The following is an 18,963-nucleotide window of genomic DNA, read 5'->3' as shown; positions in this document are numbered from 1 at the left end:
GTGTCCTGAATGCACTGGTGCACTGGTCTTGGCCGATGCTCCGGCGCCCGTTGCACCCGTTGCGCTCACTGCAGCCACAACCGTTACCGCACCAATATTGCTGGCTACCGATACCAGGGAGGACGGATCAAAGGGATGCGCCCGGATGACCTCTGGCCGCCGCCGGGTACTGTTCAGCGCATAAGGTCCTAAGCAACACCATTCAGCACCAGGTCAGGGCGGCCTTCGACCGCCTGAAGGACGGCCAGGCCGGCGATGGGGGTGCCCACGCTCGGTGGCTCGTTCACAGCACTCATGCGGCCGTCCCATATAGGCCCGCCAGTGCGCCGAGGCGACGGCCCAGCACGGAGAGCTTGAGCTCGATGTCAGCGTAGCCAGCTGCCGATACCAGTGCACGGATTGCGTCCTTGTTGGTGTTCAGCTCGGTCTGGAAGATAGCGACCAGAGGGTGGTACTTTGCGATGAGGTGGCTGATCATCTGTTCGTTTCCACCTACCGCGTTGTGGTGCAGTCCGCCGGCGTTGTCCATGAAGTCGGTGAACTTGCCGATGAACGCCCCGGCGTTGCCGCGGATCTTTGCTGCGACCCCGACTGCGTAATTTTCACGCTTCTGAGCTTTGGTGAGGTGTTCGACCTCCGTGACGGGGTTGGTAAGGGAGCGGACCAGATCAGAGGACTCCTGGCCGAACTCACCGGCGATCCACCCATACGCCAGCTCCCGCTGCGCCGTTTCGTTCAGCCCGCTCCAGTCGCCTGGCACAAAAGCGCCAAGGATGCGGGTCAGACAGTCTTCGACAGTGTCATGGAGGATGATTCCGGTCAGGATGGCTTCAGAGGCCACACCCCAGCGCAAAACTCTCACCGTATTTCTTAAAGGATGCTCAATATAGGACGTCCGAGGGAGGTCTTTCCGGTTGGCCCGAGTCTGGTGCAGGTGCAGGTATGCCGCGGCGGAGATGGCTGATGACACTTTGGCGTTGTCGATGGACGGTATGTTCCGGATGTCGGCGAAGATGGCCATGGTCAGCGCTGAAGGATCCATATCCTTGAGCGGGACGTTGTCAAAAAGTGTGGTCGTCATGCTCGCCATGTGTACGGATATGCCGGATGGCGTCACCGGCTACGGCACCGGGGTTACTTCTTCGTCAGGGCAGCTGCCTGTTCGGCTACGGCGCGCACCATGATTCGGGCCACGACTGAAACGCACAGTGGGCACTGCAGACGGGTGCGGGTGATGAAAGGCTGATCGGAGACGAGCATGACCGAACCGCCGCAGAGGGCTTTAGGGGAGAGCCGGTCCAGGGCATAGTGCTGAACGAACGCCCCTTTCCCGTACAGCCGCTCCGGTGCCGGCTGGTTGGGGCGCCCCCAGGTGGCGACGACGTCGCGGCGGAAGCGGCGGGATTCCGCCAGATCGTCGATGATTTTCATTAGGGCCTTTCGATAACGAACGCCGTGGCGGTGTCCGGGGCGATTTCGGTCAGGCCTGCATCAACGATCAACGGGCCGGCGGCGCAGGTGCGCAAAGTAATGAACTCTTCCGCGGAAGCGATGATCAGGTCCGTGGAGCGCAGCTGCAGGGACGCCAACTCCGGATCGTCGAGCCCGCGGTTCAGTTGCCAGGCGAACAGCGCATGGGCGGCCTGGGCCGCGGACTTTCCCGTGGACATCCCGAGGGCACCGTTGAGGACGATGATCGGGTCCCCGCTGCGCTGCCGGGACGAGGTGGTGACTGGCTCGTGGGGGAGGTCGGTCCCGGAGACCTGCAGGCGGGTCAGGGCTTTGGGCATCTCCGCATAAGACTGCGGCAGGTAAGCCATGGCTTTCGCTTTTCCGATCGTGACAAGACTCTCATTTTTGCGGGTGTCGTCGGCAGCGAGCCTGGCGAACGCTTTCAGGTCGGCGCGGCGGACCGATTTGGTAAACCGGCCAGAAAGCCACTGCGTCCACGACTCATGACAGACAACGGACGGGCCCAGGATCTTGGCATAAGCTTCCACGCTCGCGACGGCGGCGGCCAGGATACTGTCGCGGTGGCTGGCGGGATCGTTTTTGTCCACGAGCAGCACAATCGGCTGCACAAGGCTGTGTGTGGCGTTCATCGGTGTTCCTGATCTTTGGAGAATGGGTCGGTCACTATCTTTGTGTGCAGAGCTGCGGTACGGGGTCACCGTTAGGCTGCGGCAGCATCGCGGGCAATTTCGGTGACGCCGCGGGTCAGCGTAACGCCGATACCGAGACGCTCGTAAGCGCGGGCCACATCGGTACGGTCCTCGTAAGCGTGGACGATCTCGTAACGCTCCTGGAGAACGGATACGAGCTCTGTCTTAGTGAGGGCGTCCGGGCGGTGGTCACTGACACTGCGCAGATGCATTTCATCCACAGCGAGACCGTTCAGGTCCAGCCATGACTGAATATGCGGACGGTAATGGTCCCGGTCCGCGGCGACCAGCACAACAATCCGGCCAACACCGCGTTCAATCTTCAGGAGACGGGCGACCTGCTGTACCGGCGGACAAGAGACCACCTCGAGCTGGAAGAGATCCGCAGCAGGCGCGTCACACGCAGGATGGTGCCCGGCAACAAGGTGGCTGATCCGGGTTGTGTCGACTAGGGTGCCGCTGAAAGAAAAGATGACGGCTTCCGGAAGAGATCGCATGATCACTATGTGTGCGGACGAACCGCTAACGCTGCCCGGGGCGGTTGAACGAGAGTTTCCCCGGCTGCTCTGGCCTCGGGCCCCCAGGACAGCTATGATCGGCAAATGTAAAAGATGTAAAGGATTTATAAACATGTAAAGGATCCCTGTGCAGAACCCGTTCAAGCCCACCGCTGGCGCACGTCCGCCACTGCTGGTCGGCCGTGAAAACCTCCGCCAGGATTTCGCCGAAAGCCTGGAGAACGGACCCGGCGCGCCAGGGCTGCTGTCCATTTTTACCGGCCCCCGCGGGATCGGAAAGACCGTCATGCTTGGGGAAGTCGAGGATGAAGCGATCGAGCATGGGTGGATCGTTATTTCCGAAACGGCAACGGCAGGGCTCGTGGCCAGAATCGCCGACGCAGTTCGCACCGCCTCCGAAGAAATGGGGGACGGACCGGTCGGGCGCCGGGTCACCGGGGTGACGATTGGGCCCATCCGTGTGGACACCCAGCTGCCGCCCCCGCGTGAAGTCCACTGGCGCCGACGCGTGACCGATCTGCTCACCACTTTGGGAGAATTCGGAACCGGACTGCTGATCAGTGTTGATGAGATTCACGCCGTTGACCGGAGCGAGCTTTCCGAGCTGGCCGCCGTCGTCCAACACCTTATCCGTGAGAGCCTTCCCGTCGGCCTGGCGATGGCCGGGTTACCCAAAGCCGTCGACGACCTGCTCGCGGAGGGCGTTTCCACATTCCTGCGCCGGGCCGAGCGGTACAACCTTCACGCCACGTCCATTCCGGAGGTGAAAGAGGCATTCCGGGAAACCTTCCAGGACAGCGGCGTTGTCGTCGACGATGAGCATCTGGATATGCTGGCCGCTGCCACCGGCGGATACCCGTTCCTCATCCAGCTCGTCGGATACCACGTGTGGAGTCAGGCACGCCGGGCCGGCGGTACGGTCACCGCTACGGCCTTAACTGCCGGTCTGGAGAAAGCGAAGCGCCGGATGGGTGCGACCGTTCTCCAATCCGCCTACGGCGCCCTGTCTGCGGTCGACCAGTCCTATCTGCTGGCCATGGCCGAGGATGACGGGCCCTCCAGCACAGCCAAGGTTGCGTCGCGGCTTGGCGTTGATCTTGTCTACGGCGCCCAATACCGCATCAGGCTCATTGCCGCCGGCGCCATCGAGCCGACCGGGCACGGGTACGTGGATTTTGCGGTGCCCACCTTCCGCGAATTTCTCCGCGGAACCCCTGCGTACGGGCTGCGGGTGCACTCGCCCGGCCGCCCCTGAACGATCCCTTCGCTGGCATCACCGCACAGTATTGATGTGGAAGGGCGCTCATTGGCGGACCAGGAAGCACAGCAGTGAGATGGTCAGCCAGGGTGGACGTACCGGCAACGGTGCCGCTGAAAAAGCGGATAACGGATTCCGGGAAAGACCACCAAGGCACCCCTATGTGCGGCACCCGCGGTAACTTACTCCACGGACGGATTGAACTGCCGGTACGTTCCCGGCTGGACCCTGTTCGCTTCGAGGTGCCGGGCTGCGCGGGCTTCATCCCACGGCTCCCCGCTGGTCATTTTGTCGGCGCGCTGGATCCAGGCGAAACCGGAAACGTGCACGAAAGGGTCTTCGAGACCATAGAAGAGCCGGCGGCGGTGGATAGCCCAGCGCAGCGCCGACGCGGCGGTCTTGAAAAAAGCTGCACCCTCTGATGGGGAGAGCGTCGCCGAGGTGACCAAATTTGTCTCGCACCAGGTCAAGGTGGTGTCCCACCCTTTAGCGGCCACAGCCAGGAGCTGGGCGGCAGTCTCACCGACCGGATTCTGGAGCGCGGCCAAACCGAGATCGGCACGGATGTCCGCTATAGAGACATGGACGATGTCACTGGCATCAACCCAGGTTCCGAACGGGCTCTTGTCCGGATGGACCGTCCGGCCGTCGACGACGGACAGGTTCCGCCACGGGTCCTCAGCATCCAGGGAACGGACGATGTCCGACAGGTAACCCGAGAGCCAGGCAGCAAACCAGTGAGGATGAGAGGTGACGAGGTCAACCATCTGCTCTTCAATCTGGACACGCGCGTCGGTCTCAATCAGGGGTTCACAGAGCGCAACCAGCCATCGGGTCACCCACCCACTGTCTAGCTGGCTCATATTATTCCCTGGAGGCTCGAACATCTTGTTGCGCACGATAGTCAAATGTACTTGGAGTAAGGAACCTTAGTCCACATAGATGCCCCGTCGGCAGAGTTGACGCATAGAGCTGTTTGTGAACACATCAGACAGCGCAGCAATCACCCGTGGCCGCATCGGGTTGATTGAGCTGCCGGCCCTCGCCGAAACATTGACGCAGTGCGGCTTGCAAGTGGTGACCGGTCCAGACTTCAGAGCTGCCGCCACCTCCATTATTGCCGAATCAAAAACCGCCGGCGCGTTCCCCATCGTGGTCGCCGACGTCCAGGCGCCAGGCCTGCGTGCCTGGGTCGGCCACCTCCAGACCAAAACACCCGTGAAGGTCGCCGTGGTGCGCGGAGACGGGGACCCGGTCGCTTTCGCCGACACCGTCGCTGAGATCCACCTGCCGACCACCGTCAACGCCATCCTGGCCTCCGTCGGGCTGGCCCCGCTGGACGGGCCGGAGGGCTCGCGGATCTTCCCGCCTGTTGCCGAAATGACCGAACCGGTCGGCATCGAACTTCCAGACTTCGATTTCTTTGACGACGAGCCGGCCCTGCGCGCTGCGGAGATCATTACCGCTCCCACAGCAGTACCATCTCCGGTTGAGGAAGACCCGTTCGCGGAAACTGCTCCGGTGCCACCTGCCGCCCCGGCGTTTGACGATTGGGAATCCCCGGCGCCTGTTGCAGTGCAGGCCGTGCCCGCTGTGGCACCGGCACCCGCCCCGGCTCAAGATGACTGGGACACCCCCGTCGTGGTGACGCCGGTCTCCTTTGAATCTGCACCTGTCCTCGCCCCGGTCTCCCTCCTGGCACCTGCTCCGACAGTCGATGCCGTGGCGGCACCGGCACCGGTCCAGGATGAGTGGGACACCCCTGCGGTAGCCGCGGTCCTCCAGCTCCCGGAGCAGCCAGGTTCACGACGGGCCGCCCGCGCTGCTCAGCAGCTGCAGCAGCAGCAGGCCATGGCGGCCCCGGCCCCGGCTGCAGCTCCGGTTCTCCTGGCCGCCCCGCAGATCGTCAACGAATGGGACGCACCCCAGTATCAGCCGCCGGTGATGTCAGCGCCGGTGATGTCAGCGCCGGTGATGTCAGCGCCGGTAGAGGAATACGGGGACTGGGACACACCGGAACTTCCTGTCGTCCCTGTTCAGGTTGCCCAGCCGGTGCCGGCGGAGAACTTCTTCGGCCCCGGTGCACCGCAGGCCCAGCAGGCGTTTGTGCAGGCCCCGGCCGGCACTCCGGCCTGGTACGGCGTCCAAGCTCCTGTTACCCCGGCCGCGGACTCCACCGGCATCTTCGATGACTTCGAAGCTTCCAAGCTGATCGGCACCGGCCGTTCTTCTGCAGGCCTGGGCGCGTTCGTCATTGACTACTCCGGCAAGGGTGGCGTGGGTAAATCGACGGCCTCACTGCAGCTGGCCTGCGTCGCCGCCGAAGCGGGCCTGCGCGTCGTCCTCATTGACGGCAACTCCGGCCAAGGCGATCTGCGGACCTACCTTCGCCTGAACCGCACCAACCTGCCCACCATTTACGACGCAGCGATCGGCCGCATCAAAGATGCCATCCTCACCCCGGCGACCATCAACGCCAACCGGGAAGAAAACCTCGGCGAAATCAAGTTCGCGTTCATCGGCGCCCCGCCCGATGACATCAACGATCCGTCCGTTGTCACCGACGCCCTCTACCGCGACGTCATCCACTTCGCCCGCCGGAACGCAGACCTGGTCATCATGGATACCCAGATCGTGGAATCCACTGACCGGACAGGGGTCGTGAACACGCTCCTGCTCCCGGCTTTGGTCCATGATGCATGGGGTATCGGTGTCGCCGACATGTCCACCGTCGGGGTCAACAACCTGAATAACCGCCTGCGCAAATTCATCAACGAAGGCGTCCCCACCGCCCGCCTGATGGTCCTCATCAACCAGGTCCACCCGGAGCAGATGGAGATGGCCGCTAAAGCCGTCAGCTACTTCCGCAACCTCGGCACCTTCCTGGGCGCAGTTGAAGCGGACATCAACGTCAAACACGACATGAACGCCGGCCGGATCAACTCCAACAATCCCCAGATGCGTGCCGTCATGTCCAAGGCGCTGCTGCGCATCACCGGCAACGAGGCGTTCCGTGCCGCAGCCGAATACAAGCCCGAAGCAGCCAAGAAGCAGGGCATGTTCGCCTGGCTGATGGGGAGGAAGGCAGCATGAGCCTGAACCTTGCCTCTGAAACGGCTGTCGCCCTCGTGGTGGACGCGGCCAGGTCGGTTGAAGGGTGCAACCGCAAGCACCCTTCCCTGGAGGTGTTATGTGCACGCCTGGAGCGGATCATGCACGGGCTGGCCGCCAAAGCCATCCTTAAAGCCGGTGACCTGCCTGAACGGGCCGGCATCGTCACACTCCCGATCTGGAGCTGGGAGCACCCGCTCATTGATGTGGGCCGGAAAGACAAAGCGCACGGCACGGGCGAACGGATGCTCATGCCGGTCCGTAACGGCTGGGACACCCCTACGGTCGTTCTCATCACAGAGGAAACCGTTCCGGTCAGCTACCGGGTCCGCGGTATGGGTCACGCGACAGCGGGACAGTCCAAGCTGGTCCGCCGTCTGGGCGAAGCGCCGGTCACTGCTGTCACCACCCTGCCATCCCTGGCGGAGCCGGTGTTCGTCGGTTCAGGTATCACGGCCCGGAATATCGCGCACCTGAAAGCGCTGGTCAAAGCCGGTGAAGCCGCGCACTGGGAGGTTCTCACTGACTTGGAGCCAAAACTGCGCAGCACCGTCTTCCAGGCCCACTCTTTCGTCTGCTACGAGATCGGGCTCAGCACCGGTATTGTCGAGCCGATGCTCGATGAGCTCGGTCTGGAACAGATTGTGGACGCCATGATGTACGGCGAGCTCAAAGATGAAGAAGCAGGGGAGCGGGAGAAAGGCAAGCTTTCGGCCATGTTCCGGCTCATCGAGCTGTGCCTGGAGGAGGACTGCTTCCTGAAAGTGGATCCGCTGAAATACATGACCAAGCACATGCGCCGTGACGCCGAAACGCAGATCCGCCGCCGCCTTGGCGATCCTCACATCGGACCCAAAATTCGGGAGATCGCCCGCCGGCACCCGCGTGCGGAGATCGCCGACATTGTTGAGGCCTACCGTGAGGTGTATCCCAAGGACCGGCTATCCCTTCCACGGGCACGGGCAGCCCTATCAGTGAGCCCGTCTGCCTCAGCACGCAGCACACTGCTCATACCTGACAACTTCACCGGCAGCACGATCTTCGAAGGGAGTCAGGCTGCATGATGTCTGCTGCACCGACCCTGGAAACTGCGAACGAGGCACGCCGTGGTGCCGACACCTACCGGGCACAATGGCTGATGCTGGTCCACGAGGGAATGGTCACTCCCGGTGACGTTCTGACGGACGCGGCCGGCACTCAGGCACGCCCCCTACTGAAGCTGACACTGCGTCAGCTTCTGCTTGCCCAGCCCGGGTGGGGAAGGACCCGCGCGTACGCCATTATTGACAAGGTTTTGTCAGTCGCAGACGCTAGTATTGACCGTAGGCAAGTGACCATAGGCTGGCTCCTGGATCCACGCGCCGGCGGTCGTCGATTTGCCGCTTGGCTGGATGCAATCGACCCCCGAAAAGAACTCTCCGCACCGGGGTTCCCGCACGCAAAGAAGGAGCAGTGATGTCCGAAAACACCCATGACGCCATTCGCTCCATCGCGGGCGCCACCGGCCGGACCCGGGACAACCTCATCCACGAGTTCATGCGCGCCAGGATGGGCTTGTTCAAGCAGGTCGCGTGGGGTTTGTGCCGCCGCTTCGGCCATGCACCGGACCAGCACGTGGAAGACTTCGCCTCCATCGTGTCCATGACGGCCCTGAAAATGCTGACCGAGGAACTTGCCGACGGCGAGCTGCTGGACCGGATTGAAAACTGGGAAGGGATGCTGCGCGTCCAGGCCCGCTCCGCGGTCAGGGACTTCATTGACAAGGAAGGCGCGCCGATGGCGGAGATGACCTCCGCGCTACGGCGCAAGAGAGTCCTTGACGCAACCCGGGACGAAATCCGCCGGGAAATGGGCAGGGAACCGTCCGGCCAGGAAATCGTTGACTCCCACAACGCCAAGATGTGGGAGAAGCGATCCAACCCTGTTAAACAAGGGGTTATCGCGACCGTGGAGGACCTCCGGGTCAGCCGGGTCCAGGATGACATCGACGACCACGACTACTCCGAGCCCATCGACACTGATTTCGTGCTGCACCCGGTGGAGGGTCCGCGGTTCGTCCAGCTGATCGTGGAACGTACCAGCGCCTACAACGAGCGGCTGGGGAAGGCCGCTGAGCTGTGGCTGTCTGGCCTGTACAGCGACAACCATGAACCACGGATTGCGACGGTCGATGAGATCGCCGACGCCCTCGATGTCAGCCGGTCCACGGCGCGTGCCTACGTCCGCAAAATCAAGGAATATGCTGTCCTGGTCGCTCAGGAGGAGTTCGCGATTTCCGAGGACGACCTGTAGACCAGAATGTTTGCTGCCAGGCGGGCAACAAGACCTGAGCTCACTTATTGTCTACCAGGAATCCGGTGTCGCGCCTGACCGCTTTCAGGACGGCTTAGTGGGCCAGAACGTTTCCAGTATTCTGTGTGTTTCGGCCAGGGTTGTCGCCAGAGGTGTTACAAACCCGGCCATTTTCTGCAGGATCCCGGTGAGAGCAGCCCTGTCCGGTGAAGGTTCTGCGGATTTCTCCTCCAGTTTGGCTGCCAGGCTGCGGCCGTAAGCCTTGTCGTCTTTATCGGTAAGTGCCGCCAGTTCCTGTCTGAACGTGGCGATCAGGGCTTCCAGGTCTTCTGTTTTGGTGGAGCCGGTTTACATGTGGACGTCCGCTCGTGATCCGCCGCTGGTTTCTACGTGGTTATAGTCCCTGCCGACCGTTGTTGTATGCGTGCTCGCGTCATAGTGGATATCGTCGCCTAAATGGGTACCATGCCCGACAATAATCACGTTACGATCCTCCAAAAGTTTTCGGGCCGAAAGGTGCCCGTGCTTCATTGCTTCCCAGTCCAGGTCACTGAGGTAGACCTTCGGTGGAGGCCTAGGCACCCACCACCTCATAAAAATTTCCGCACGCGATGTTGACACCTGCACGATCACGTCGGTGTTGTCCTGGCTGGCTTTGCTGGTGGGTACGGGAGCTTCTTCCCATAAGATGCCTTCGCGCAGCAGCGGCCGTACCACAACCCACCGCGCAGTCCGGGTGAGGTGCCGGCCCTTCCAGAAAGGTTTGAGCGGTAACAGCTGACGGCGGTTTCTACTCTTGGCAGACATGTAGTCCACGAGTTCTTCACGGAGTTTATCCATGTCTGCCTTGCTGAAATTTTTCCGTACCCGCGCCAGCCCCACAATCCGGAAAACCAGAAGAAGCCCGAAGAATGCGACGACTATGCCTATCCACAGCATCAATATCTGAAAAAGTCGTTCTTCGTAGATCATGGTGTGGCCCCGTCTGGGCCGGGGATTTCAAGTTACACCCGGGAATGCGCGGTGGCAATCATGCGGACGCTTTGGCCCGTACCCTATGTCCCGCCGTTTCCCTGAGGTACCCGAACCGCCAAAAAGTGACGCCCGTGCCTTATCGGTCCGCATAGGGATTCACCATGGAAGAAATTACAGACCAGACTGCCCAGGATTCTGGCACACAAGAAGAGCAGACCACGGCGACCCCCGTGAGTATCGCTGCTGCCGCAATCAACTCCCTCAACGACCTGAACGTGCTCGACCCCGACTTCACCGGGCTACCCCCGTGGAAACCTGAACACTACAGCTCCAGCATCACCGGATCGGGCGCCTACAAACTCGCCGACTCCGGTGTCGCCCCGCTGGTCGCCGCAGCCCGCGGGTACGCCCGGATCGACAAGACCAACTACGACCAGATGTCCCGCAAAATGCAGGTCGTCGGTAACTCCGGCCAGGGCAAGCGGTTCAAGCGGACCCTTTCAGCTCCCGGCAAAGACGGTATGCTCATGCCGTGGTACTCGCTGGCCGGCATCATGAAAGCGGTCCGTGAAGGGGAGAAGCCGGTCCCACACACCTACCAGGTCCGGCCCGAGTTCCCCGAAAACAACGACGCCGGCAAGCCGCTGAAGTACGAGTTCGTCTCCAATATCGGAACACCCCTTGACGTTCACCCGGCCATCCCGACCGGCTGGATCGACACAGCCCCGGTGGTCATGTTCGCTGAAGGGATGCTCAAAGGCGACTCCGCGCTGTCCGCGTACCTGGTCCACAACGGGATCAGCTACGCCGATCTCCGCTCCGAAGGGGTAGACAACCCGGTCGAGAAGCTGCGAGAACTGCTCGAACGGGTCCCAGTCGAGGAGCGCATCCTCATCGTCTCCATCGGCGGGGTCTACAACGCCTCCGGGAACGCCGTCGACTGGCGTGAAATTTCCCTCAAAGACAGGATCGGCTGGATCGCCTTCGACGCCGACATCGCAATCAACCCGGCCGTGCACGCCGCCGCGAACAAGCTCTCCACTCAGCTGCTGGACAAGTCCAAGATGGCTGAGGTCCTGTACCTGAACCCGGAAGTCACCTCCGGTGATGACGGGTCAACGAGCAAGGCCGGCGTCGATGACTTCCTGGCCAAGACCGGTAACTGGGCCGCATTGATCAACCAACTCGATGACGTCATGCCGGACGCGCCCGCTAAGAACGCCGAAGACAAGGCAGGGAACTGGAGGGTCGGGGACACCGGCCAGTTCGTGGAAGAGTGTGTCGCCATTAACTCCGGCGCCGGGGGCACCATCGGGGAATACCGGTGGGAGAAGCGCGTCGACATCGGTGGCCGCATCGTAGCGCTGGAAAAGCGCCGGCAACCGACCGACCAGGAGCTCAAGACCGGCATCTTCAACCCGGACGTCAAGGCCGAGGACGTCGATGACGCCCAGGTCGAAATCGAGGTCTCCTTCAACCTCAACGGGCGGGACCAGAAAGCCACCATCACGGGCCCTGAAACCATCCTCGCCTATCGGCCCGAGGAGTGGATCCGGCAAAAAGCCACACTGCCGGCCACCCTCCTCATGCACCCGGAATGGCCGCCGCGCGGAGCCACGGGTGAAAAGTGGCTCTCTGCCATCAAGTCCAACAGGCCCGAGGAGGTTGCGTTCAAGACCCGCTGGATGCAGATGGGCTGGGTGCCCGTCCAGGACGGTGATCCGGTGTTCCTCATCGGCGACCAGATCGTCGGCGACGTCGAGTCCAACGCCAACGTCCTGCCCGGCATCAGCGCCCGCGAAATCGACGTCATCCAGAAATATGGTGTCGGGGAGAACATTTCCGGTGACTACGATGACGATGACTACCGCGAAGAGGTCCGGAACAACTTCCGCACCATCATGGGCGCCTACGTCCACTCCAACGCGTGGACGGATTTGTCCACGGCGGCCGTCGTCCTGGCCGGTGCCCTGCGTCCGGCCATCCCGATCAGGCCTAAAGCGACAATTTATGTATGGGGACCCAAGGGCAAGGGCAAGGCCATCGAAAAGGACGCGAAGGTGCCCGTTCCGGTGAGCGCCAAGTTCCCGTCCGGCTGGGCGCTGAACTCCGAGCTGGAAATCGGGGATATTGTGTACTCCGCTGACGGCACGGAAACAGCGATCCGGTCCTTCTCGGATGATTTCGCTGACGACGTCTACGAGTTCGACCTCTCCGACGGCCGCACGGTCCGCTCCAGCGCCAAGCACTTGTGGAAGGTCTCCACGGCGTCTTCCCGCGCAGCACGGGCATCCTCGGTCAAGAAGCCCAACGGTCATCACATCCGGATGGGTCAGGCCGAACGCCTGCGCGGCTTCGCCGCCACCCTGGCCTCCGGCCACGCAGCCACCCTGGTGGATCTGGCAGCCGCCACAGGTTTCAGCCGCGAGCAGGTCAATGCCGCGGTCAAGGCTTACGGGATCCAGCGCCAGGACGTCCTGGTTCCGGCCGGTGCGGCAGCAGGGGCAGCCGTTATTGATCTGCCGCTCGGCGAGCTGGCCGACTTTGTGCAGGGCCGCGCAGCAACCCTTGGCGAACTGGCCGCCGTCCAGCAGGAAGTCTTCAACGGCGGCCACCTCACACCAGGCCGGTTCGACACCGCCCGCGTCTCCAAAGCAAGGCTGTACCCGATCGCCGAGACGCTGACGGCCCTGGCCGACCACATCGAATCCGCACGACCGGCACCCATGCCGCTGGAAGCCACCATCACGGCCGAGGAGATCGCTGCAGGTTTCACCGGCCAGCGGTTCGGTATCCGCACGATCGAGCCCGCAGACGGCCCGGACGCGACTCTGCCCGTGCCTGCCTATACGCTCGGGGCCTGGCTCGGCGACAGGACGTCCCGCGAGGGCGCGTTAACCAACCCGGACCAGGAAATCATCGACTGGATCCGCGCCGACGGTTACGATGTCACCGACTGCAACGCCGACCACACCCGGTACATCCGCGGGCTCATGACGGACCTCCGCGACCTGGACGTCCTGGACAACAAGCACATCCCGGCCCGTTACCTGCGCGGCTCCCGCGCCCAGCGCCTGGCCCTGCTGCAGGGGCTCATGGATACCGACGGGACTGTCAGCACCCAAGGCCAGTGTGAGCTGACGTTCACCAACGAACGGCTCGCCGCGGACGCCCTGGAACTCGTGCATTCCTTCGGGATCCGCGCCCGCATGTCCGACAGTGACAACGTAATCACCGAGCCCGACCCGGTACGCGAAGGCTTCAGTATCCGCCGGGTTGTCGGCACACGGTACCGCATCCAGTTCACCACGACGGAGCCGGTGTTCCGCCTGGACCGCAAGGCTGCCCGCCTGCCGAAAGCCCAGCTGGAACCGTGGCTGTTCATTGAGGATGCCAGGCTGGTCGGCACCCGACAGGTGCGTTGCCTGACCGTTCAGCACCCGACCGGAATGTTCGCCCAGGACGACTTCGTGCTGTCCCACAACTCGTGGACTGCCGAATGCATGATGCGGTTCTGGGCACGGCGCCGCGGAGACTGGCACGAGGAACTGCCCGGCTCGGCGAAGGACACGGCCGCGGCCATGGAGAACGCCGTAGCGCGTACCCCCATCTGGGTGATTGACGATCTGGCGCCGTCCGCGGTCCGCCGGCAGGCCGAGCAGGAGGATGCGAAGCTGGCAGACATCACCCGCGCCATCTTCAACAACGCCACGAAGCTGCGCATGAACGCTGACATGACAGTGAAAAAGTCTAACAAGCCGATGACCCAGTTGATCATGACCGGTGAGAACGAGCTCAGCACTCCTTCCGCCAAGGAGCGGCTCATTCCGCTGTACGTGGGTAAAGGCAAGCTGAACGAGAAGCGCACCCCCACGGACGCTCTGAACGAGCTCGCCAGCCGTGCCGGAACCCCAGCCCGGTTCACGTCCCAGCTGATCAAATACGTCCGCTACGCCGCCACGACCCACCCGGGTGGCTGGGCTGCGTATGTGTCCGCCATGGAGGATGCCCGTACCCAGCTGAAGGACCAGATCAGCGGGCTCATGAAGGAGATGGGGGCTGCGTCAGGATCCCTGGAGCGCACCTCCACCCTGGCCGCCGACGTCATGCTTACCTTTTTCATCCTGGAAAACCTGGCCCGCGAACTGGACATGGATGACGAGTTCATCGAACAGTTCGCCGTCGACGGAGCCATGTCGATGGCCGTCATTCAGCTGGTCACCAACGCCCATGCAGAGAACCAGCAGGCAGCTCCGGGTATCTCGCTGGTCAAGGCCTTGGCTGCCCTGTTGGCCTCTGGGGACGCGCACGTGATCTCCGGTGATGACCCGTCGCGCCCTCCGATCGAAGGCACCGAGCAGTCCGAGGCGATGGTCAACAGCCGGCTCGGATGGGTTGTCAGCGGCGGCGGAGACGGCGGCCTGCGCCCCTCCGGGAAGAACATCGGCACTGTCGTGACCGTCCAAAACAAGTCCACGCAGGAGTACCACAAGGTGGTGTTGTTCTCCTCGGACACCGCCTTCAGCGCAGCCCAGAAAGCCTACCCGTCTCTGATCCAGTTCGGTCAGGGACCGACGGCGGCATGGTCCAGTGTGTGGGATGAGAACCTGCAGCCGCCGTACATTACGCGGATCAAAAACAACCGTGGGACGCCCCTGGTGACTTGGCGTAAAAGCAGGATCACCGGTGTCCCGGTTGAGGTCAGCAGACTCCTGGACGGCGGTCTGTCCCTCGAGGATCTGCCTGAGGCGAGCACCGAGGACTAGCCGCCCGGCTGGACGCATACAGAAAGCCCTGTCATTACGGCGGGGCTTTCTGTATGTCCGTGAACGGTAAACGCTCGATATGAGGGTTTTGTAAGCGACAACTGGCTACGCACGGACATTTCGGCAATGGGCCGAAGCCGCAACAGAAAGACCCTTAAACGCAAAATGGCCCCATATTTGGGAGCCATGTGATAACCCTCGTCTCTAGGGGTCGGTATCGTTCCTCAGGTTATCACATGAAACCAAATCTGTGGTCTCTCACCTTTGAAGCCACTCCACCGCCAAAACGGTCCGATCACGGGTGAAACGGACCTCACTCGCACAACACAACAGGCCTGCATCCTAGTGCTGGCGCGGATTTTGCCGGGTGCCGGACCCTCACTCGACCAAACCTACCTGGGGAGGGACATATATATGGAGAGAAAAGTACTCTCTCTATAAGGGGGAGGGGCTGAAGGGCAGAGAGCAAGGGGCCCCTTATATATATATATCTCTTAAGGTCGTTTAAGTAGAGTAGTAGTAGTAGGGGCCCTATATTCCCCGCCGTTCCGGGGATTTTCCCACTCGACCAAGTGGTAGGGTGACGGTCGTTTGGTGGGAACGGCCGGTAGGGCGAGAATTTGCGCCGGCGGCCCCGCTTTGATGTCGAAAGACGACACCCGTGGCACGGGTTGGTGCATAGAAATTTTATGAACCAGACCACGCCACTGCTCCGCGACAAGCTCGCCTGGGACGGTAAGAAACTCGTCGTCACCGATGCCGCCGTCATCAGCAAGATCCGCCGCAAGGCACTCTCGGCGTCCACCTCCAAATCCATGCAGTCGTGCGCCGCACGCTGGGTGGGGGAGCGTCTGCTGCGCAACGAGATCGAAGACCCGTTCGCTCCCGCCCCGCTCGGGACCAGCGCCCACTCCATCATGGAGGACCTGTTCGACGAAGAAGTCTACGAACGCAATGAACGCACGCTGCGTCTGGCAGAGGCTTTGACGATCCGGGACGCTGACGTCATGTGGCCGGACGCGGAGGCCGAGCCGGACGGCGCACGGGCGCTCACCCGCATCAACCGCCGGCGCTGGATCGAAGACGTCAAAACCGCTTACGAGGGATTGTTCGTCATTGAGGACCCGAAGACCATCGAGGTCTACGCCCGTGAACTGCAGATCGACGGGCTCACTATCAACGGCGTCCCGACCAACGGTTTCATCGACCGGGTCCGCTACGGTGTCAACAAGCGAGGCAAAGAGGGCCTTGTGGCAGAGGACTACAAAACGGGAAAAGTACCGACTAAGTTCCACCTGCGCTACGGCGACGACCACGGGGACCAGCTGCGCGTCTACGCGGCAGCCTTGAAAGAAAAGACCGGGGAGATGCCGGTCGGCGCCACAGTGCTGTACACGAAGTTCGGTGAGGCCCGGGACGTGGACCTGAGCCAGGGTGCGATGTCCAAGACACTGAAGACGTTCGAGCTTTCCTGGAAGCGTCACAACCGCTACATGGAAACCCGCGAGTTCCCCACCAAGGTCTCGGCCTTGTGCGGCTGGTGCCCGCTGATCAACGCGTGCCCGGTCGCAAAAGAGGAAGGCAAGTCGGTTTCTGAGAAGGTCGCCGACCAGATGCACTCCGCAACCCACTTGGGCATTCCTGCCCTGCGTCCTGGGGCATCCGTTGCCCCGATGGCCTCCACCGAGGACACCATTGTGGCGCACCACGGCCAGGACGTGGCGTTCTACATGCCCGATCCGTTCAGCTACGGCATCCCGGATGAGGAGATGGCGGAAGTGGAGAGGGCTTCAGAGCTTGCCGCACACATGTATGGCAGCGGGGAGAACCCGATCGTTTCAAGTGACAAGGACTACGCAATGACGAGAAAGATCACCGAAGGCAAGCCCTGGGAGCCGTACACCGTCGAAGGTGAACTGAACCCGATCTCGTACGCAGCCATCGGCCTGTTCGGCACGGCAGAACTCGCCGTCGAGGCACTCCACCGCGCAGGGCTGCCCATCAGCGGTACAAACGTCAAGGCCCTCGCCTCCACGTTCCAGCACATAATCGCTGAAGCCCAAGAGCATTGGACCGGCTCCACTTCCGCCTCCGACGGTGCCAACTCCCGGATGCGCGGCGCTATCCGCACAGTCCTGGCTACGTTGCCGATGCCGTTCGGTGAAGATGCCGCAGCATGGGACGCCTGGGTTGCCGGTGCGATCCGCCGCTGCAAGTCCATCACGGCCGTCGCTTTGCACTTGTTCAGCGAGGAACGCCCCGACGCCCCGTGGGAAGCCCTCGCCAACGTCACTCCTGGCTCCGCCCCTGTCGCTGTGGCTGCCGCAGCACCGGCGCCCAAGGAGGCTGCCAAGGCTGCCCCTAAGGCTGCTGAGAAGGCGGAACCGGTCCCCGTGGCCGAAGAACCCGCAGAAGCCCCGGCAGAGCCTGCCGAGACCCCGGTGGAAACTCCCGCAGCGGAGCCCCGTCGTGTCGTCCGTAAAACGGCCACCAAGACTTCCGCCCTGGCCGATGACCTGGACTTCCTTCCGGACAGCTTCGCCACAGACGCCGACGTTTTCGCCTAACCACACCTTCCCGCACCACCACTGAAAGCAGGACCCCATGGCCCTTGACGCCAAAGAACGCAATGACATCATCCTCGGCGCCGTCGCAATGACCGGCCCCGTCGGCGACAACCAGTCCGACTGGGAAGCCAAGCTCAAGACCAACGCCAAGTCGCTGGCCCTGATGCTCAACGACAACTCCGACGTCGCCCGCTCCATTGCGATGCTCGCCGACTGCAAAAACTTCACCGGCACCATCCTGGGTGTCCAGAAGGAAGCTTCCTCGACCCGAGGTTTCATCGCCTTCAAGACGGTCGAATCGAAGTTCGCCCTGGACGGCATCGAGGTTGCCCGCACCGAGCGCACCGACTCTTCCGAGGAAGCCAAGGCGTTCGCGTCCCGGCTCCGCAACGAATTCACCGGACACCGCGTGCTCGTCTGGATCGAAATGCAGGAGACCAAAAACGGCCAGAAGGTCCGCATCCTCCAGCACGTCCAGGACCTGGGTCTTGACCCGGAGTTCGACCCGGAAGAAGGCAAGCGCATCACTTTGGAAAAGATGAAGCGCTAACGCAGCGACCACACAGCCCCTGTCACCCTAAACGGCGGCAGGGGCTGTGTGGTCGGGACGGCCGTCACCGGATTGTCTACGCATGTTCCCAAGTGACCGCATCTGCACCCGCTGGACCCCGGCATCAAACACCGCGGACCGCACGCCTGAAGGAGCACGAAAACCGTGACAACAACCCCGTACGAAACTGACAGCCACCAGGCGTCAGATTTCAGCCCGTCCGACGAGGACCTCCTGAGCCCTGATGCGGCCATTGACGCTGAACTCAGCAGCGACCTGGAGGCTGACGACGCGGGAACGGGTGCAGGCAAAGCAAAGGCGTCCGCGAAACCGTCCCGTGGACTGTACCGCCGGGTCGCCAGCAAGACCATCGAAGTCCAGGAAGCCTCACCCACTGTTCGCTCCCTCGCTGCAGCCCAGCTTGGATCCTCCGATGAGGTCATCGAACTGGTGACCTCGATTATGGTCGCCGGCCGGGCCTCCACCTCCCCGTTGGGCGATATCGAAACAATCCAGCACGCCATCAAAAACGATCCGTGGTCCGTGGGTATCACCGCTACCGCGTTGGGCCGTACCCGGCTGAAGTCGATCTGGTCCCTGCTGCATGCCCTCGGGGCCGTCGGCACCCCAACGCCGCCCGCCTCCGACGTCAAAGCCGGCATAGCTGTCGCGAAAGCCGTGAACGACCTCTCCGGGGACAACCGGCTGGAACTGATCGCTTCGGCCGAACTGCTCAAGCGCTCCTAACAACTTTTTCAACGAAG

The 18,963-nt window shown here is 62.4% G+C and carries 15 protein-coding genes; 9 read left to right on the top strand and 6 right to left on the bottom strand.

Translation table 11 applies throughout. The features are described 5' to 3' along the window. Positions 1-292: 292 nt before the first annotated feature. The 4 genes from IV500_RS04680 to IV500_RS04665 all read right to left on the bottom strand — a co-directional run bounded on the left by IV500_RS04680 (position 293) and on the right by IV500_RS04665 (position 2,659). Entirely contained in the window at positions 293-1,081 is a 789-nt protein-coding gene (locus tag IV500_RS04680; RefSeq protein ID WP_230854491.1) for a hypothetical protein, read from the bottom strand. Positions 1,082-1,134: 53 nt separating this feature from the next. Continuing rightward, positions 1,135-1,431, bottom strand: a complete 297-nt coding sequence (locus IV500_RS04675; protein WP_196395658.1) for a hypothetical protein — start codon at positions 1,429-1,431, stop codon at positions 1,135-1,137. Further along, positions 1,431-2,102, bottom strand: coding sequence for a peptidyl-tRNA hydrolase (locus IV500_RS04670; protein ID WP_196395657.1), 672 nt, complete (start codon positions 2,100-2,102; stop codon positions 1,431-1,433). The genes IV500_RS04675 and IV500_RS04670 overlap by 1 nt, the downstream gene beginning before the upstream one ends. Before the next feature lie 71 nt (positions 2,103-2,173). Continuing rightward, complete coding sequence (locus IV500_RS04665) at positions 2,174-2,659, bottom strand: phosphatase domain-containing protein (protein ID WP_230854490.1); 486 nt, start codon at positions 2,657-2,659, stop codon at positions 2,174-2,176. Positions 2,660-2,807: 148 nt separating this feature from the next. Here IV500_RS04665 and IV500_RS04660 point away from each other — a divergent pair, with 148 nt between their 5' ends. Then, positions 2,808-3,935, top strand: coding sequence for an ATP-binding protein (locus tag IV500_RS04660; RefSeq protein ID WP_312875835.1), 1,128 nt, complete (start codon positions 2,808-2,810; stop codon positions 3,933-3,935). A gap of 185 nt (positions 3,936-4,120) precedes the next feature. Here the strand turns inward: IV500_RS04660 and IV500_RS04655 are convergent, their stop codons facing one another. Then, positions 4,121-4,801, bottom strand: coding sequence for a hypothetical protein (locus IV500_RS04655; RefSeq protein ID WP_196395656.1), 681 nt, complete (start codon positions 4,799-4,801; stop codon positions 4,121-4,123). 115 nt (positions 4,802-4,916) lie between these two features. Between IV500_RS04655 and IV500_RS04650 the strand changes: the two genes are divergently transcribed. Genes IV500_RS04650 through IV500_RS04635 form a run of 4 tightly spaced genes read left to right on the top strand, consistent with a single transcriptional unit; the run spans position 4,917 to position 9,341 of the window. Then, positions 4,917-7,031, top strand: a complete 2,115-nt coding sequence (locus IV500_RS04650) for a nucleotide-binding protein (protein ID WP_196395655.1) — start codon at positions 4,917-4,919, stop codon at positions 7,029-7,031. Then, positions 7,028-8,113 (top strand): hypothetical protein, encoded by a 1,086-nt coding sequence (locus IV500_RS04645; protein ID WP_196395654.1) that lies wholly within the window; start codon positions 7,028-7,030, stop codon positions 8,111-8,113. Before IV500_RS04650 ends, IV500_RS04645 begins: the two co-directional genes overlap by 4 nt. After that, on the top strand, positions 8,110-8,505 hold the full coding sequence (locus IV500_RS04640; protein ID WP_196395653.1) for a hypothetical protein: 396 nt from the start codon (positions 8,110-8,112) through the stop codon (positions 8,503-8,505). Before IV500_RS04645 ends, IV500_RS04640 begins: the two co-directional genes overlap by 4 nt. Next, on the top strand, positions 8,505-9,341 hold the full coding sequence (locus tag IV500_RS04635; RefSeq protein WP_196395652.1) for a helix-turn-helix domain-containing protein: 837 nt from the start codon (positions 8,505-8,507) through the stop codon (positions 9,339-9,341). Before IV500_RS04640 ends, IV500_RS04635 begins: the two co-directional genes overlap by 1 nt. Positions 9,342-9,689: 348 nt before the next feature. Here IV500_RS04635 and IV500_RS04630 read toward each other — a convergent pair whose 3' ends face one another. Continuing rightward, positions 9,690-10,313 (bottom strand): hypothetical protein, encoded by a 624-nt coding sequence (locus tag IV500_RS04630; protein ID WP_196395651.1) that lies wholly within the window; start codon positions 10,311-10,313, stop codon positions 9,690-9,692. A 164-nt stretch (positions 10,314-10,477) separates the two neighbouring features. On the opposite strand from IV500_RS04630, the gene IV500_RS21340 reads away from it, so the two are divergent. The 4 genes from IV500_RS21340 to IV500_RS04600 all read left to right on the top strand — a co-directional run bounded on the left by IV500_RS21340 (position 10,478) and on the right by IV500_RS04600 (position 18,946). Further along, positions 10,478-15,082: an LAGLIDADG family homing endonuclease gene (locus tag IV500_RS21340; protein WP_230854489.1), complete on the top strand. Its 4,605-nt coding sequence runs from the start codon at positions 10,478-10,480 to the stop codon at positions 15,080-15,082. 689 nt (positions 15,083-15,771) lie between these two features. After that, positions 15,772-17,649 (top strand): RecB family exonuclease, encoded by a 1,878-nt coding sequence (locus IV500_RS04610; RefSeq protein ID WP_196395650.1) that lies wholly within the window; start codon positions 15,772-15,774, stop codon positions 17,647-17,649. 37 nt (positions 17,650-17,686) lie between these two features. Continuing rightward, positions 17,687-18,199 (top strand): hypothetical protein, encoded by a 513-nt coding sequence (locus IV500_RS04605; protein ID WP_196395649.1) that lies wholly within the window; start codon positions 17,687-17,689, stop codon positions 18,197-18,199. A gap of 165 nt (positions 18,200-18,364) precedes the next feature. Next, a complete protein-coding gene (locus IV500_RS04600) occupies positions 18,365-18,946 on the top strand; it encodes a hypothetical protein (RefSeq protein ID WP_196395648.1) in 582 nt (193 codons plus the stop codon). Positions 18,947-18,963 lie beyond the last annotated feature (17 nt).

The organism is Arthrobacter terrae, from assembly GCF_015708085.1.
Taxonomy (GTDB): Bacteria; Actinomycetota; Actinomycetes; order Actinomycetales; family Micrococcaceae; genus Arthrobacter_M; species Arthrobacter_M terrae.
This window is presented reverse-complemented; position numbering and strand designations above follow the sequence as displayed.

Excerpts from the sequence above, each read along its gene's own strand:
- IV500_RS04635 (WP_196395652.1), top strand. The coding sequence starts at position 8,505 with ATGTCCGAAAACACCCATGACGCCATTCGCTCCATCGCGGGCGCCACC.
- IV500_RS04610 (WP_196395650.1), top strand. The coding sequence starts at position 15,772 with ATGAACCAGACCACGCCACTGCTCCGCGACAAGCTCGCCTGGGACGGT.
- IV500_RS04630 (WP_196395651.1), bottom strand. The coding sequence starts at position 10,313 with ATGATCTACGAAGAACGACTTTTTCAGATATTGATGCTGTGGATAGGC.
- IV500_RS04680 (WP_230854491.1), bottom strand. The coding sequence starts at position 1,081 with ATGACGACCACACTTTTTGACAACGTCCCGCTCAAGGATATGGATCCT.
- IV500_RS21340 (WP_230854489.1), top strand. The coding sequence starts at position 10,478 with ATGGAAGAAATTACAGACCAGACTGCCCAGGATTCTGGCACACAAGAA.
- IV500_RS04655 (WP_196395656.1), bottom strand. The coding sequence starts at position 4,801 with ATGAGCCAGCTAGACAGTGGGTGGGTGACCCGATGGCTGGTTGCGCTC.
- IV500_RS04640 (WP_196395653.1), top strand. The coding sequence starts at position 8,110 with ATGATGTCTGCTGCACCGACCCTGGAAACTGCGAACGAGGCACGCCGT.
- IV500_RS04645 (WP_196395654.1), top strand. The coding sequence starts at position 7,028 with ATGAGCCTGAACCTTGCCTCTGAAACGGCTGTCGCCCTCGTGGTGGAC.
- IV500_RS04670 (WP_196395657.1), bottom strand. The coding sequence starts at position 2,102 with ATGAACGCCACACACAGCCTTGTGCAGCCGATTGTGCTGCTCGTGGAC.
- IV500_RS04665 (WP_230854490.1), bottom strand. The coding sequence starts at position 2,659 with ATGCGATCTCTTCCGGAAGCCGTCATCTTTTCTTTCAGCGGCACCCTA.
- IV500_RS04605 (WP_196395649.1), top strand. The coding sequence starts at position 17,687 with ATGGCCCTTGACGCCAAAGAACGCAATGACATCATCCTCGGCGCCGTC.
- IV500_RS04675 (WP_196395658.1), bottom strand. The coding sequence starts at position 1,431 with ATGAAAATCATCGACGATCTGGCGGAATCCCGCCGCTTCCGCCGCGAC.